Origin of the sequence: Erwinia aeris, assembly GCF_041224955.1 — a bacterium.
Classification (GTDB): domain Bacteria; phylum Pseudomonadota; class Gammaproteobacteria; order Enterobacterales; family Enterobacteriaceae; genus Erwinia; species Erwinia aeris.
Map to the genome: position 1 here is coordinate 50,162 of NZ_JBGFFX010000016.1, position 14,741 is coordinate 64,902.

Annotated in this window: 15 protein-coding genes; 5 read left to right on the forward strand and 10 right to left on the reverse strand. The window is 56.8% G+C overall.

The genetic code is table 11. The annotated features are described in order from the left end of the window. Window positions 1–2 precede the first annotated feature (2 nt). Window positions 3–1,103, reverse strand: a complete 1,101-nt coding sequence (locus AB6T85_RS20955; RefSeq protein WP_369896580.1) for a glycosyltransferase family 9 protein — start codon at window positions 1,101–1,103, stop codon at window positions 3–5. Between the two features lie 213 nt (window positions 1,104–1,316). Beyond that, complete coding sequence (locus AB6T85_RS20960) at window positions 1,317–2,402, reverse strand: glycosyltransferase (RefSeq protein ID WP_253461183.1); 1,086 nt, start codon at window positions 2,400–2,402, stop codon at window positions 1,317–1,319. A gap of 317 nt (window positions 2,403–2,719) precedes the next feature. Between AB6T85_RS20960 and AB6T85_RS20965 the strand changes: the two genes are divergently transcribed. Further along, window positions 2,720–3,682, forward strand: a complete 963-nt coding sequence (locus tag AB6T85_RS20965) for a polysaccharide deacetylase family protein (protein WP_125290610.1) — start codon at window positions 2,720–2,722, stop codon at window positions 3,680–3,682. A gap of 15 nt (window positions 3,683–3,697) precedes the next feature. On the opposite strand, the gene AB6T85_RS20970 is transcribed toward AB6T85_RS20965, so the two are convergent. The 8 genes from AB6T85_RS20970 to envC form a co-directional block, all read right to left on the reverse strand. Beyond that, window positions 3,698–4,615, reverse strand: coding sequence for a glycosyltransferase family 2 protein (locus AB6T85_RS20970; protein ID WP_369896581.1), 918 nt, complete (start codon window positions 4,613–4,615; stop codon window positions 3,698–3,700). Continuing rightward, window positions 4,612–5,601 carry a lipopolysaccharide heptosyltransferase RfaC gene (gene rfaC, locus AB6T85_RS20975; RefSeq protein ID WP_369896582.1) on the reverse strand — a complete coding sequence of 330 codons (990 nt, stop codon included), beginning with the start codon at window positions 5,599–5,601 and terminating at the stop codon, window positions 4,612–4,614. The genes AB6T85_RS20970 and rfaC overlap by 4 nt, the downstream gene beginning before the upstream one ends. Next, window positions 5,589–6,650 carry an ADP-heptose--LPS heptosyltransferase RfaF gene (gene rfaF, locus AB6T85_RS20980; protein ID WP_253457021.1) on the reverse strand — a complete coding sequence of 354 codons (1,062 nt, stop codon included), beginning with the start codon at window positions 6,648–6,650 and terminating at the stop codon, window positions 5,589–5,591. The genes rfaC and rfaF overlap by 13 nt, the downstream gene beginning before the upstream one ends. A 16-nt stretch (window positions 6,651–6,666) precedes the next feature. Next, on the reverse strand, window positions 6,667–7,599 hold the full coding sequence (gene rfaD / locus AB6T85_RS20985; protein ID WP_125290606.1) for an ADP-glyceromanno-heptose 6-epimerase: 933 nt from the start codon (window positions 7,597–7,599) through the stop codon (window positions 6,667–6,669). A 133-nt stretch (window positions 7,600–7,732) separates the two neighbouring features. Continuing rightward, on the reverse strand, window positions 7,733–8,641 hold the full coding sequence (locus AB6T85_RS20990; protein WP_253457024.1) for a hypothetical protein: 909 nt from the start codon (window positions 8,639–8,641) through the stop codon (window positions 7,733–7,735). After that, a complete protein-coding gene (locus AB6T85_RS20995; RefSeq protein ID WP_253461184.1) occupies window positions 8,634–9,869 on the reverse strand; it encodes a glycosyltransferase in 1,236 nt (411 codons plus the stop codon). Before AB6T85_RS20995 ends, AB6T85_RS20990 begins: the two co-directional genes overlap by 8 nt. 46 nt (window positions 9,870–9,915) lie before the next feature. Beyond that, window positions 9,916–10,803: a divergent polysaccharide deacetylase family protein gene (locus tag AB6T85_RS21000; RefSeq protein WP_301252505.1), complete on the reverse strand. Its 888-nt coding sequence runs from the start codon at window positions 10,801–10,803 to the stop codon at window positions 9,916–9,918. A gap of 48 nt (window positions 10,804–10,851) precedes the next feature. Then, window positions 10,852–12,156, reverse strand: a complete 1,305-nt coding sequence (envC, locus tag AB6T85_RS21005) for a murein hydrolase activator EnvC (RefSeq protein ID WP_253457027.1) — start codon at window positions 12,154–12,156, stop codon at window positions 10,852–10,854. 313 nt (window positions 12,157–12,469) lie between these two features. Between envC and AB6T85_RS21010 the strand changes: the two genes are divergently transcribed. From AB6T85_RS21010 to gpsA, 4 genes are read left to right on the forward strand one after another with little or no spacing between them, the layout of a single operon-like run. Beyond that, window positions 12,470–12,901: a rhodanese-like domain-containing protein gene (locus AB6T85_RS21010; protein ID WP_253457030.1), complete on the forward strand. Its 432-nt coding sequence runs from the start codon at window positions 12,470–12,472 to the stop codon at window positions 12,899–12,901. Between the two features lie 17 nt (window positions 12,902–12,918). Beyond that, window positions 12,919–13,170 (forward strand): glutaredoxin 3, encoded by a 252-nt coding sequence (grxC, locus tag AB6T85_RS21015; protein ID WP_125290603.1) that lies wholly within the window; start codon window positions 12,919–12,921, stop codon window positions 13,168–13,170. 48 nt (window positions 13,171–13,218) lie between these two features. Next, entirely contained in the window at window positions 13,219–13,686 is a 468-nt protein-coding gene (gene secB / locus AB6T85_RS21020; protein ID WP_125290602.1) for a protein-export chaperone SecB, read from the forward strand. Next, window positions 13,686–14,696 carry an NAD(P)H-dependent glycerol-3-phosphate dehydrogenase gene (gpsA, locus tag AB6T85_RS21025; protein ID WP_253457033.1) on the forward strand — a complete coding sequence of 337 codons (1,011 nt, stop codon included), beginning with the start codon at window positions 13,686–13,688 and terminating at the stop codon, window positions 14,694–14,696. The genes secB and gpsA overlap by 1 nt, the downstream gene beginning before the upstream one ends. The last annotated feature ends 45 nt before the right edge of the window (window positions 14,697–14,741 follow it).

Below are 14,741 nucleotides of genomic sequence, written 5' to 3' on the forward strand. Positions count from 1 at the left end.
GCTCAGGATGACGTCTTCTTTTCTTGTAATGGCCGCTTGCGCGCGCAGATAAAATCATAAATATCGTCGAGCTTGCGATTATCCAGCTCGTAAAGCTGCTCGACGGGATGATTAAACTTATACAGGGCGTGAAAAACAAACGACGACGGCGCGATATGATTCGGCCCGATTAACAGCACGTCGCCCAGCGGACGCTGCTCTTCAACGCAGCAAGGCCCGTAGATCAGGATCACTGGCACATTTTGCGAGTCAGCGATGTAGATGTTGCCCGAGTCGGAGGCGATGTAAAAATCCATCTGGCTGATGGCGTAGGGCAGGCCTTCCAGCGAAACCTTACCGATCATGTTAACGATGTTATCGCTTTCACCCACCACTTTATTGAGCTCGTGCAGGCGAGTAAGTTCATTTGGCGCGCCAAAGACATAAAACAGGCAGGGCAGCCCGCTCAGCCTGTCGAACAGGGCTTTCCAGATCGTCGGCGGAATGGTTTTCGCCTGGTTGCCGGCCGAAATACTGATGCCGATTTTGATCTTGTCCGTTCTGAACACTTCTTCCGGCGTATTGTCCGGCTTCAGCAGCGGCAGCGTGGCGTGCTTGGGATAGCTTTCTTTGGTCAGCGAACGATCGGCCAGCCTGAGGTAGTTTTCCAGGGTTAGCGAATACTTATCATGTTCCACGGTGCCGGTCGCGGTCAGATAAAAGATCCCCTGATACCATTTGCGGCGGTACATCGACAGAAACTGCTTGTTGCTCGCGTTACAGCAGGCGGCATAAAACAGATTGGTATTATTGGGATGCAGCAGATAGACGTTTTCATAGCGATTCATCAGCTTCAGGGCCAGCTTCAGCTTGCTGTACGTGCTGCTTTTATGCTCTTCAATATAAAAAATGTCCGCCAGCGTGCTGTCGTGCTCCGCCAGCGGTGCAACGGTACGGCTCAGCAGCGCGTCGCTCTTTTCAAGATGCGCCAGCAGGGGGGTGATATTGACAAAATCGCCGATTTTCGCCGTCTGGATCACCAGATTACGGGCCTCTTTTTTATGGCTGAGTTTCATCAACAGCTTAAAAGGCAGTAAAAGTAAAAACAGCAACACATAATTCACGCTCTGTTCTCCCTGAGCGAAAAGTGCCGGTATTCAGCTGCCACAGATGACGTTTGTAACGTTTTCACCGTGCTCTGATAGCCGTTTTCGGTTATGAGCGTATTCATACTGAAACCTTAAAAGATAAAAATGCGCGTCCGGCCAGGCCAGGGAGCGCGCCAGAATAATGTCTGACCCTCTCAGACATCTCCGATCCGCAAACGTTGCGTGGGCCTAAGAAGCGATCAGCGCAAGATACTGTTTGCAGATTGCTTCGATGCTGTAAGCCTCCAAATCAAGCTGTGAAACATCAGGCGGGTTTGACCAGACGTCCGCGATAGTGTCCGCCAGCGAATCCACATCCAGGTTCGCCAGGCCGCGAGCCAGTTCGCCGGTCATGATCGACACGGGGCCGCCGGGACAGCGCGTACTGACTACGGGCACCTGGCAAATCAGCGCTTCTACCAGCACGTTGCCGAAGCCTTCGCTGTCCGAGCTGACCACCAGCAGCTTCGCGTTGCGGATCCAGGGATAGGGGTTGCTGGTAAAACCTTTAAAAATTACCCGATCCTGAATGCCCAGCGTTAGCGCCAGTTTCTTAATTTTTCCTACTGCTTCATCCGTGCCCTGGCCGATTAAAACCAGCGGCGCGCTTATCCCCGTTTTGGCATAGGCGCGCAGCAGCCTGTCGTGGCGCTTGGTCTGGTGAAAGCGGCCGACGTGGATCAGATAGGGTTCGCCCGCCATCTCGCAGGGCTGCATAGCCGCGGTACGAACGGTATCAAAATCGAAAGGGTTGAAAATGATCCGCTCGTGCTTTGGCTGTATCGCAAAGGAGCGTTTCAAATCGCTGACCACGTACTGAGAGACGCCGATGATATTCCGGTTTTGATATACGCGGCGCGTTTTCAGTTTCTTCTGCCACAGGGAAAAGCCCTGCCGGTGGGCCAGATAAGAGGCGGAAAAGACGCCGTGCAGGCAAAACCAGGTCTTGTCCTTGTCGAGATGGCGACAGCGGCTGACGATACGGTCGGTTTTGTGCAGGTGCGATACCACCAGGTCGAAACGGCCCTGCTCTTTTTCGGCCTGCATTATCGCCCGATCCAGGCAGGCTGCGCGCCGGCTCAGCTCCGTAAGTTTCCGCCAGGGCATATGGCAGGTATCCTGAATGACCTGATAATCCAGCCCGGCAGGAATGGCGTAATCGCAGACGGCACGCAGCGAAAACAGCGAAACCCGATGACCGCGCTCTATCAGCCCTTTGGAAAGCGTCAGCACAACTTTCTCCGCGCCCCCGCCGGGCAGACCATCAATGATCATTAATACGCGCTTGGACAATTTTGTACCCTTAGCAGAGAAAATCATGCGGTGCCGACCGATTCCAGGCCACTAACCGCACGAAAAAAAGCATTTTTTTATCTAGTCGGGCAAGTCCCTTGCCGTAGCCCGGTAAAGCTGTCCTGCCGATCCTGTCAGGCTGAGCCAGTTTTATCTGTTTATCTTAGAAAAATAAAAAAGATAGCGCCATAGCCAATCGCTTTCGCGCCGTTGCGCTGCAATTACTGTTGCGTCCCGTCATGCCGCTGTTACCATACCGGCAGAGTTAACACGAGGTTAACGCGGAGCGCCGCATCGACATGAAAAAACCTGCTTTCTTAATCACCATCGATACGGAAGGTGATAATCTCTGGCGTAATCGCTCTGGTCAGGTGACCACCGAAAATGCCGCCTGGCTTGCCCGCTTTCAGCAGCTTTGCGAGAAATATACCTTTAAACCGACCTGGTTGACGAACTATGAAATGGCCGTCGATCCGGTTTATATCGATTTTGCCCGCGATGTTATCGCTCGCGGCCAGGGCGAAGTAGGCATGCATCTGCACGCCTGGAACAGCCCGCCAGCCTATGAATTAACCGACAACGACTGGCAGCATCAGCCCTATCTGATTGAATACCCTCGTGAAGAGATACGCAAAAAAGTCGCTTTTATGACTGAGCTGCTGGAAGAGACGTTTAACGTTAAAATGCTCAGCCACCGTGCGGGACGCTGGGCGTTCAACGAGTATTACGCTCAGCTGCTGGTCGAACACGGCTACCGGGTTGACTGCTCGGTGACGCCGGGCGTTAACTGGCGGTTTTCCCCGGGCGCGCCGCAGGGCAACGGCGGCACGGACTATACGCACTTTCCCCGCTCGGCTTACCATCCCGATAGCGCAGATATTTCTCGTCCCGGCAATTCACCGCTGCTGGAAGTGCCGATGACCATCCGTTATAAGCACTCCGGGCTGATGAATGCGGTTAAACAGGGCTACGATCGCCTGCGCGGCAAGCGCCGCAGCCCTTCCGTTTACTGGCTGCGCCCGACTGGCGGCAACGCGCAGCAGATGATCGACCTGGCGGAAAAAACGCTGGCGGAAGGCGCTGACTACGTAGAGTTTATGCTGCACTCCAGCGAGTTTATGCCCGATGGCAGCCCGACCTTTAAAACGGCGGCCGATATTGACCGGCTCTATGACGATCTGGCGCAGCTGTTCAGCTGGCTGCAAAGCCGCACTCATGGCATGACGCTGGCGGAGTATGCCGCCGCGAAAGCCGGCACCTGAACAGAAACGGGGCCGTTAAAGGCCCCGTTTTCTCACCGTCAGCATTTTCCTTTTATAACTCGTCCTGATTTTGCCGTTCAGCAAAAAACGCCCCAGGCCGACCTGCGCGATCCGCGCTCTCACTTTGTCGCCCTGCGAGGTTCCTCGCAGATCGGCATGGTAGCGATTGGCGATATCCAGCCAGTGGCAGGTGATCAAATGCTCATAGCGCGGCGGTAAAACCTCGTCCATATGCGCCGTTGCGGCGATCAGGCAGGCAATTTTGTCGGCATCAATAGCGGACGACAGGCTCTGCTCATGCTTGCGGTAGAGATAAAAACCGGCGGAGGTAAACAGCGTTTTTTTGCTCTGCATCAGCAGCTGCGGAAACAGCCAGCTATCTTCGTAGCAGATAAAGTCCGGAAAGGCGTGCTGCTGAATAAGCTCGCGGGAGAAAAACTGGCCGATAAAATGCGCCTGATAATCACGATGGATCAGGAAGCGCTCTACGGCATCATGCGTGGTCAGCTCCTCAGGCTCGGCAGGCTGCCACTGCACCGTGGGCGAGGCGTGCCGCACTTCGATAATTTTACTGAGCAGAATATCCGGCGAGGTCTGGCGCAGCGTCGTCAGCCGGTGCGCCAGCGCGTCGGGCAGCAGCATATCGTCGCCGTCCACCATTAAGACATAATCGCCGCGCGCCAGGCCTACCGCGTGGTTACGCACTTTGCCAACGTTGCGATAGTCGGTATGGCTGCTGCGAAGCTGCGGCAGCCGCGCCGCGTAGCGCTCAATAATGCTCTGCGTCGCATCCGTGGAAGCGTCGTTAACCACGACTATCTCTGCGCGATCGATTGCCGCGCCCAGCGAAGCGACGACGCTTTCCAGCGTATCGGCCAGCGTCTCGCTGCAGTTATGGGCAGCAATCAGCACGCTCAGCGCAGGGCTGTTCATGACTTTTCTTCCGGCGAGGAACCCAGCAGCGGCATCAGCTGCGCCATCACGTTTTCGGCAGAAATATCCGCCATGCGATTGCCCTGCGCGGGTTTCAGTACAAACTGGTTTTTGCCATAGCCGCCGATCAGGCCGGGATCGGTGGGGCCATACAGCGTGATATTAGGGCGATCCAGCGCCGCCGTTAAATGGCTAAGCCCCGTATCTACCGACACTACCGCGGCGGCGCCCGCTAACGTGCGCGCCACCTGCTCCAGCGTAAGTTTGGGCAGCACTTCCACATAGTCGAAGCCAGCCGCCAGCCGCTGCGCGCGCTGGTGCTCATGTTCCGCGCCCCACGGCAATTTGATCCGCAGGCCGCTGCCGTTCAGCAGCGTAATCAGCTCACGCCACTGCGCTTCCGGCCAGTGCTTTTCATCGCGCGTGGTGGCGTGCAGGAAGACCAGATAGCGGCCGTCATCCGGCGAAGGCTCACGCATAAAATGTTGCGCGATAGCGTAATCGCCAGGCGTCTCCGGCAGCGGATAATTCAGGCTTTTGGCAAACAGCTCGCGCGTGCGCTGCACGGCATGCTGCTGCTTATTGATTTCATGGCGTTGGTCATACCACCAGCTGGCGAAAGGTTCGCGCGCGCTGCGGCTGTCCTGACCATGCTTGACGCCTTTAGCGATGCGCGTCACCAGCGCGGCGCTTTTGATCAGGCCCTGCGCGTCAATCACCATGTCATACTGGCGCGACTGTACTTCGCGCTTGAACAGAAAGCGTTCTTCGCGCACTTCGCTGCCGAACCAGTGCTTGCGCCAGCGGCGGATTGCCACGGGGATAACCCGAGCAACCGCCGGATGCCAGGAGGGGATTTGTGCGAAACCTTCTTCTACAACCCAGTCGAAACGGATGCCGGGGATAGCCCGCATGGCGTCGGTGAGGGCGGGCAGCGTGTGCAGGACATCGCCCATTGAGGAGGTTTTTACAATCAGGACGTGCATACAGCCTCCAGAGGCTGACCCAGCAGCGCCGACAGCTCTTCCGCCACGCGCTGCGGCTTAATATCTATCAGGCTCTGGTGATAGCCTTCTTCCGCATCGCCTTTACGGACCTTGTGATAGCCGGTGATCAGCCGGATAACGCGCGCTTTATGCGACAGCGGCGGCGTAAAGTCCGGGCTGCTTGGGCCGTAAAGCGCAACGAGCGGGCGATCCAGCGCGGCGGCGATATGCATCAGGCCGGAGTCGTTGCTGACCACGGCCTGGCAGTGCGCCAGCAGAATGACCGCCTGCTCCAGTTTGGTTTCGCCAGCCAGATTATGGCAGTGCTGGCGCGAGCTTTCTTCCAGGCTTTGCAGGATTTGCTCGCCGGTCTCTTTATCTTTAGCCGAGCCAAACAGCGCGATCTGATAGCCGCTGTCGATCAGCTGCTGCGCCAGCGCGGCATAGTGATAGTGCGGCCAGCGCTTGGCCGGCCCGAATTCCGCGCCGGGACAGAAGCCGATAAGCGGCCGTTCCGCGCTCAGCCTGAAGGCGGCGGCGGTTTCCTGCTTTTCCTGCTCGTTGACGAGCAGCTTCGGCCAGAGCAGCGGCTGCGGCAGATCGCTGGCGCTCGCGATCTGCGCTTTGTCGTAAGCCAGCGCGACGTAGCGCTCAACCATCAACGGAAACGCGGCTTTATCCAGCACGCGGATATCGTTCAGCAGGCCGTAGCGCATCTCGCCGCGCCAGCCTGTACGGGTCTGGATATCGGCAAAGAAAGGCACCAGCGCGGATTTAAAGGAGTTGGGCAGGACGTAAGCGCGATCGTAACCCTTATCGCGCAGCGAGCGGCCCAGACGGCGGCGCTCGCCCAGCGCCAACGCGCCGTGGCCCAGCGGCATCGCCAGCGCCTCGTTGACTTCCGGCATCCGCGACAGCAGCGGACGGCACCACGCGGGGGCCATCACGTCAATTGTGGCTTCAGGCCAGCGCTGTTTCAGCGTGCGATAAAGGCTTTGCGACATCATCATATCGCCGACCCAGGATGGCCCGATCACCAAAATTTTCATTGCCGGATCCGTCCCGTTACGCGTTGCGATTCAGCCAGGCCATATACTCGGCCACGCCTTCTGCCACGGTTTTAAACGGCTTATCGTAGCCCGCCGCGCGCAGTTTGGTCAGGTCCGCCAGCGTATAGGCCTGGTAACGTCCTTTCAGTTTTTCCGGGAAAGGAATGTATTCGATCTGGCCTTTCTGATGGAAATTCAGCGCGGCGTCGGCCACTTCCTGGAAAGATTCGGCACGGCCGGTTCCGCAGTTAAAAATGCCGGAAACGCCGTTTTCCCAGAACCACAGATTGACGGCGGCGACGTCTTCCACATAGATAAAGTCGCGCTTAAAGTTATCGCTGCCTTCAAACAGTTTTGGATTTTCGCCGTTGTTCAGCTGGGTGTTCAGATGGAAAGCCACGCTCGCCATGCTGCCTTTATGCCCTTCGCGCGGGCCATACACGTTGAAGTAGCGGAAGCCGCAAATCTGCGACTGCGCTTCCGGCAGGATCTCACGTACATAGTGGTCAAACAGCATTTTGGAATAGCCGTAGACGTTCAGCGGCTGCTCATACTGACGCTCTTCGATAAAGTTATCGTTGCGGCCGCCGTAAGTCGCGGCGGAAGAGGCGTACAGGAAAGGGATCTGACGCTCAAGACAGTAGTGCAGCAGCTCTTTGGAGTACTGATAGTTGTTATCCATCATGTATTTGCCGTCCCACTCGGTGGTGGAAGAGCAGGCGCCTTCGTGGAAAACCGCCTCGACGTCGCCAAAGTCTTCATCGGCCAGAATGGCGATCAGGAAATCTTCTTTATCCATATAATCGGCAATATTCAGATCCGCCAGGTTGGCGAATTTGGTGCCGTCTTTCAGGTTGTCGACCACCAGAATATCGGTGTGGCCTTTGTCATTCAGCGCTTTGATGATGTTACTACCGATAAATCCCGCGCCGCCAGTGACGATAATCATGAGTTTTAACCTTTAAGAATGTGGGTGAAACACAAAGTTCACGCGCTAATGCCTGATATCATAACATCTCAGCCCGCCTCAAACAGCCGGATGACTCCGTAAGAGAAGGTAAATTCCGGCCGGAGGCGGCAAACTACTTCAGCTTTTCCGCGTCGGTCAGATAGCGTACTTTGCGGGTATAATCCTGGCCCTTGAACGTCAGCGGCGTATCAGGGGATTGCAAATATTTTTGCCATTCGTCCAGCGGGAACCCGCCGTGCGCGCCCACTACTTCTTTAGGAATGGCTGCTGTAGTGCCACCGATTTTTTTGGAAACCGGCCAGTTTACCCAGTCACCTAAATTAACCGTTTTGAAATCCAGCAGATCCAGAAGCGCGGCCAGCGGCAGCTGATCGGTCGGCGGCTGCGAATCATCCAGAATTTCCCAGGTATCTTTAAACATCGCCAGCCACAACGGACAGAGGCGTTTCCAGGTCGACCGGGTAGCAACGAGAAAGGCGCTGTTGGCATGATCCTGCAAAAAAGGTCGGATGGTGTGCCGATAGTACGCCGGGCGTTTTTCTTCCGGCGCGCTCATCAGCTTGGCGGCCATTTTCCCCTGACGGAAGCTGGAATAGAGATGGTTGTCCCGCACGTTGATTTCCGGCATTTTCAGTAAATTGAGATCGGAATCGATCATCAAAATGCCGTCCGTCTCGGCATACAAAGGCGCTTGTATTTTGATCAGGCGACTGCGGTAAATTTGCTTATAACGATAGCTCTCTTCCCGCACGGGCACATCCAGCGTCACCACGCGCGTTTTCTCCGGCAGCTGGCCGAAAGCTTCGACAGGCTGGTCGCTGACGATGACGATTTCCTGTGCCGCAGGCGCGAAGCGCGAGGCGAACAGCGCGCTCAGCCTGGCCTCTTCAACAAAATCCGCGCCCGTACAAGGAATAACAACAGAGGTCACCGGAACAGCGCCCTGAACTTCTGGCTGTTGATACGAAATATTATGCCGTGCGCGAATATGCCGAAATCGGGGGTTCAAAAATTCAAACATGCGATGAGTTTCCATAAGCCGCAGTTTTCAAAATGGTTTCCACGCCAGAGACGTAGTGCTCAATGGCATAGTGTTCTTTGACGTGCTGGTTTGCCTGGCGCAGAAGCTGCTGGCGCTTTTCAGCATCAAGCCACAGCGTTTCCATCTGTTTGAACAGGCCCTGCGTATCGCCATAATCAAACAGCAGGCCGGTTTTGTTATGCTCAATAAGCTCCGCCGTGCCGGTGACTTTTGAACCGATTACAGCGGTGTTGAGCAGCATCGCTTCCAACACCACGCGCGGCAGGCCTTCGCTTTTCGACGCCAGAATAAAAACGTCGAAAGCAGCCAGATAATCCAGCGGGTTGCTGCGAAAACCGGTAAAAATCACGCGATCCTGAATCCCGGCCTGCGCCGCCTGCTGCTGCAGTGCCGCCAGCTCCGGCCCTTCGCCCAATATCACCATACGCCAGTCGGCTTTGGGAAAAGCAGCGGCAAACTTCGCCAACGCCTGCAAGGTATGGTGATTGGATTTTCTGGCAATCAGCGAGCCGATACTGCCGAAAACAAAGGTATCGTCGGTTACGTCCGGCAGCTGCCGGCGCATGGCGGCCCGTTCCGGTAACGGTTGATAAATATCGATGGCGTTAAAAACGGTAAGGCATTTTTCCGCCGCTACGCCGTTGGCCAGCAACACTTCGCGTACGCCGTTGGAGACGGCGATAACCGCATCGGCGCGCCGGTTGACCATCGCAACCAGCTCGCGATCCAGCACCGGCTCAATACGGCAGTGCTGCACCACGCTGACGGGCAGATCGCGGGCAGCCAGATAGCCTTCGGCGTTGGAGCCGGGCTGATTATTCATATACAACATATCGCTCTGTTGCTGAATAAGCAGCTGGCGAATAGCGAGGGCGTTGGGCCGGATGCGCCATAGCTTATCGACAAAACGTGTGGCTTTCAGCCGCAGGCCGCGATGGAAAAACACCAGCGAACGCAGCAGCTCTTTAAGCAGCTTCGCCCAGCGCGGCTGTTTGCGCTGGGCAATAAAGGTAACGGGGATAGCCAGCGAAGCCAGCACCTGCTCAATGGAATCCCCGCTGCCGCGCCGGTAGTTATGGTAAAAGCAGCAGCGGATATCGAACTGGCTGCGATCGATACGCTTCAGCAGCTCCAGCATACTGTTGGTGCCGCCGCCCCATTCATTGCCGGTATCCAGTAACAGAATTTTTTTACGCTGTGGCGCCATCATGCCGCTTCCAGACTCGTTTAGCCGACGTGATGCGGCATGAAGATTAATCGTTGCCCAGTTCCAGCTTCAGGCCGGAAAAGTAAGTATTGATATAGCGGACGCCCGCGCTGTCGGCGAGGCTTTCCGTTATGGCGTTCAGCGCGCGGCTGGCCGGCACAAATTCAGGCTTGCCCGGGCAGGCTTTCACGCCCTTGAACGGATTACGCGGCGGCGTCGGTTTCGCGACGGTCGGCGGCGCCTGACGGCCTGCGTTTTGTGGCTCGTTCAGCAGCTGACCCGGACTGACCAGCGTGATATCGGCTGGCAGCGTCGGCAGCATCTGTTGCAGTACTTTCACCGTAGTCGGGTGTGGGTGCCCAATAGCAATCGCGGAGCCGTCGCGCTGGGCCAGATGCACCGCGCGCAAAAACTGTTTGCGAATATCGGCTTCGTTTTGCGTATCGTCCAGAAAGACGCGGCGCTTAATCACTTTAACGCTGGTGCCCGCTGCGGCACGGGTCGACTGACTGTTGCCGATGGTCATGCTGTCGAGAAAATAAAAGTTGTAGTGGTTCAGCACCTGCATCACTTTCTGCATGCCCGGCAGGCTGGAAGTCATCGCGCTGCCCATATGGTTGTTCAGCCCCACGGCGTAGGGAACTTTAGCCACGGCCTCCCGGATAATCCGCTCTACCTCTTCGCTGGACATGTCCGGGCGCAGCGTGTTTTTTTCCAGCGGCTGTTTGCTGAGCGGCGCCATCGGCAGATGGATCAGCACCTCATGTCCCCGCTGGTGGGCTTTCGTTGCCATTTCATGAGCATGGGTAGCGTCCGGCAATACCGCCACGGAAATGGCTGCCGGCATTTGTAATACCTGGTTTTCCTGCGCCGGACGATAGCCAAAATCGTCAATGACGATAGCGAGTTTACCCGCGTGCGCCGAACAGGCCATCAGCAGACCCGTCAGCGCGCCGCTGAATTTATAAAGATAAGACAAAAGTTATTTTCCCAACCACGGAAGTGGATTAACGGCCTGTCCCTGGCGGCGGATTTCAAAATAGAGCGAAGGCGTGCCGCGCCCGCCGCTGGTGCCGACCAGCGCAATCGGCTGGCCTGCCCTGACCTGAGCGCCCACGCTGACCAGCGCGCTCTGATTGTAGCCGTACAGGCTCATATCGCCTTTGCCATGTTCCACCACCACCACCAGACCATAGCCCTGTAGCCAGTCCGCCATCAGCACGCGACCGTCGGCAACGGCTTTAACTTCCCGGCCTTCCGGCGCGTCGATCACCAGTCCTTTCCAGCGCAGTTCACCCTGCAGCTGCTCGCCGAAACGGTGCTCAAGGGTGCCGCGCACTGGCCACAGCAGCTGGCCGCCGGGCCTGCCCAGACCGCCGGTTCTCGCCATCAGCGAGCGCTCGCCCTCGGTAGGTTTATAGGTGGTGCCTTTGCTTTTAGCCTGCGCCTCACGTTCGCGCACGCGCTGCGCTTCTTTGGCCTCTTTTTCGGCTCTGGCGCGGGCTTCCCGCTCCGCTTTGGCGATCTTATCGCGCAGGCGGCTCTCGTTCGCCCGCATCTCTTCCAGCTGCGCCTGGTCTTTCTCCAGCGAGGATTCCAGCGTGGTCAGCGTTTTCTGGCGCGCCGCACGAGCGCTTTCCAGCTTCTGCTGCTGGACTTCCTGCTGCGAAAGCATCGCTTTCTGCTTCGCCTGCTTGTCGACCAGCGAGGTTTTCTGGGAAGAGAGATCGCTGCGCGTTTTTTTCAGATCGTCGATCGATTTCTGGCGCGCATCGTTCAGGTAGCCGAAGTAGGCCAGGATACGTTCGCTACGCTGGCTCTCTTCGCTGCTCAGCAGCAGCTGTAAACCGTTGTGCTGGCCCTGGCGAAAGGCGGCGTCCAGCTGCTCGGCCAGCATTTTTTCCTGCTTCGCCTGCTGGGTTTGCAGTTTGCCGATCGAGGCGGTAAGCGCCGCGATCTCGCCATTGAGCGCGCCAAGCGTACGCTGGGTTTCACGCAGCTGTCGGCTGGCCTGGGCAATGATTTTTTCCTGGCTTTGCAGCTGGTCGAGCAGCTTGCTGCGCTGCTGTTTTTGCTGCTGAACGCTTTTTTCTTTGGCGGCGATATCGGCACGCAGGCTGGAGAGCGCGGATTTCGTGTCGTCTGCGTGGCCGATAGCGGGCAGCAGAAGCAGGCCAGCGCAAAACAGGCTGGCTGACAGCGTGAACATGCCCGATCGTAACGGGGGTGCAGAGGCCAATCCGTTAGCTGGGGTTCGTTGATATGAAACTGTCGCTTTTTCCCTCATAGGAGGAGGATTATTCCACGATGAACAGCGCCTTACCAGCCTCGCCGGCGGGTTTTGCGTTTCCATCGGTGACAAAGCGAGGCGGCTGACCGGAAAGCGCAGACGCAAAGAGGGTCGCTGCGCAATTAATCGCCAGTCAGGATTGCTGCGTTAACCTTCGGATCGAACGTTTATGACATAAGCCAATTTTTTTGGGAAATTTGCCGCAGAAAAAGCAACTCTGACGGCATCGCGTCTGTACATGAAACGCCTGGCAGGTATACTCAGAAGCCTTGTTTTCGCTTATTAACCCTTTCGGGAGTTGTTACCCCTCATGCAAGATATTATGCAGTTCGCAGGCAATCATACCCTTCTTAGTCTGGCATGGGTCGTCCTGCTGGTTTTGGTGATCGTGACCACTGTTAAGGGCATGTTCTCCAAGGTAAAAACCATCAGTCGCGGCGAAGCAACGCGTCTGATTAATAAAGAAGAAGCCGTGGTAGTGGACGTGCGCGGGCGCGATGACTTCCGTAAAGGCCATATTTCTAACGCGATCAACGTGCTGGCTGCCGATATCAAAAAGGGCAGCTTTGGCGAACTGGAAAAACACAAAACCAAGCCGGTTATCGTGGTGTGCGCTAACGGCGTTTCTGCAGCCGATCCTGCTGCGCAGCTGAACGCCGCCGGTTTTGAACAGGTTTTCATTCTGAAAGACGGCGTGGCTGGCTGGAGCGGTGAAAACCTTCCGCTGGTGCGTGGCAAATAATTTCTGGAGACGAAGGTATGGCAAACGTTGAGATCTACACCAAAGCAACCTGTCCTTTCTGTCATCGCGCCAAAGCGCTGCTGGCTCAGAAAGGCGTAGCGTTCCAGGAAATCGCTATCGACGGCGACGCTGAGAAGCGCGAAGAGATGATCAAACGCAGCGGCCGTACCACCGTTCCGCAGATTTTCATCGATGCACAGCATATTGGCGGCTGTGACGACCTCTATGCCCTCGAGGGCCGCCAGGGCCTCGACCCGCTGCTGCAGTAACGCGGGCAAGTGGCGCAATAACGGATTATTAACCCATAGGATTTTAAAATGTCAGAACAAAATAACACCGAGATGTCTTTCCAGATCCAGCGTATCTATACTAAAGACGTCTCTTTTGAAGCACCAAATGCGCCGCAGGTTTTCCAGAAAGAGTGGGAACCAGAAGTGAAACTGGATCTGGATACGGCATCCACTCTGCTGGCTGATGACGTATACGAAGTGGTTCTGCGCGTAACCGTGACCGCCACCGTGGGCGAAGATACGGCTTTCCTGTGCGAAGTGCAGCAGGCGGGCATCTTCTCCGTGGCCGGCATTGACGGCAACCAGATGGCGCATTGCCTGGGCGCATACTGCCCGAACATCCTGTTCCCTTATGCGCGCGAATGCATTACCAGCCTGGTTTCCCGTGGGACCTTCCCGCAGCTTAACCTGGCGCCGGTTAACTTTGACGCGCTGTTTATGAACTATCTGCAGCAGCAGTCAGGTGAAGGCGCCGCTCCGCAACAGGATGCATAATGCCTGCCTCAATGAGTGTACTCGGTGCCGGCTCGTACGGCACCGCCCTGGCTATCACGCTGGCCCGTAACGGACACGACGTGGTGATGTGGGGCCATAACCCACAGCATCTGGCGCAGCTCCAGGCTGACCGCTGCAATGCGGCTTTTCTGCCCGATGTTCCTTTTCCCGATTCGCTGAGCCTTGAGAGCGACCTGGCGACGGCTATTGCCGCCAGCCGCGATCTGCTGGTGGTTGTGCCCAGCCATGTGTTCGGCGATCTGTTACAACAAATTAAACCGCACCTGCGCAGCGACTCCCGCATTGTCTGGGCCACCAAAGGGCTTGAAAAAGAGACCGGGCGGCTGCTGCAGGACGTGGCGCGCGAAATCCTGGGTGACGATCTGCCGCTGGCGATTGTGTCCGGCCCGACCTTTGCCAAAGAGCTGGCGGCGGGCATGCCGACGGCGATCGCGCTGGCCGCGACGGATGCCGAATTTGCCGACGATTTACAGCAGCTGCTCCACTGCGGCAAAAGCTTTCGCGTTTATAACAACCCAGATTTCACCGGCGTGCAGCTTGGCGGCGCGGTAAAAAACGTTATCGCCATCGGCGCGGGTATTTCTGACGGTATCGGCTTTGGCGCCAACGCCAGAACGGCGCTGATTACCCGGGGCCTGGCGGAGATGACCCGGCTGGGCGTAGCGCTGGGGGCCGATCCCGCCACCTTTATGGGCATGGCGGGATTGGGCGATCTGGTGCTGACCTGTACCGATAATCAGTCGCGCAACCGCCGCTTCGGCATGATGCTGGGGCAGGGAATGGACGTGACGGCGGCGCAAAATACTATCGGGCAGGTAGTGGAAGGATTCCGAAATACCAAAGAGGTGAGGGCGCTGGCCGCACGCTGCGGCGTGGAGATGCCGATAACCGAGCAAATTTATCAGGTATTGTATTGCGAAAAGAACGCGCGGGAGGCAGCATTAAGCCTGCTTGGGCGTACACGGAAAGACGAAAACAGCATCAGCTGAGACAGGGAAGCGCCGCAGTATTCTGTTATTTGATGGGGAGTAGAG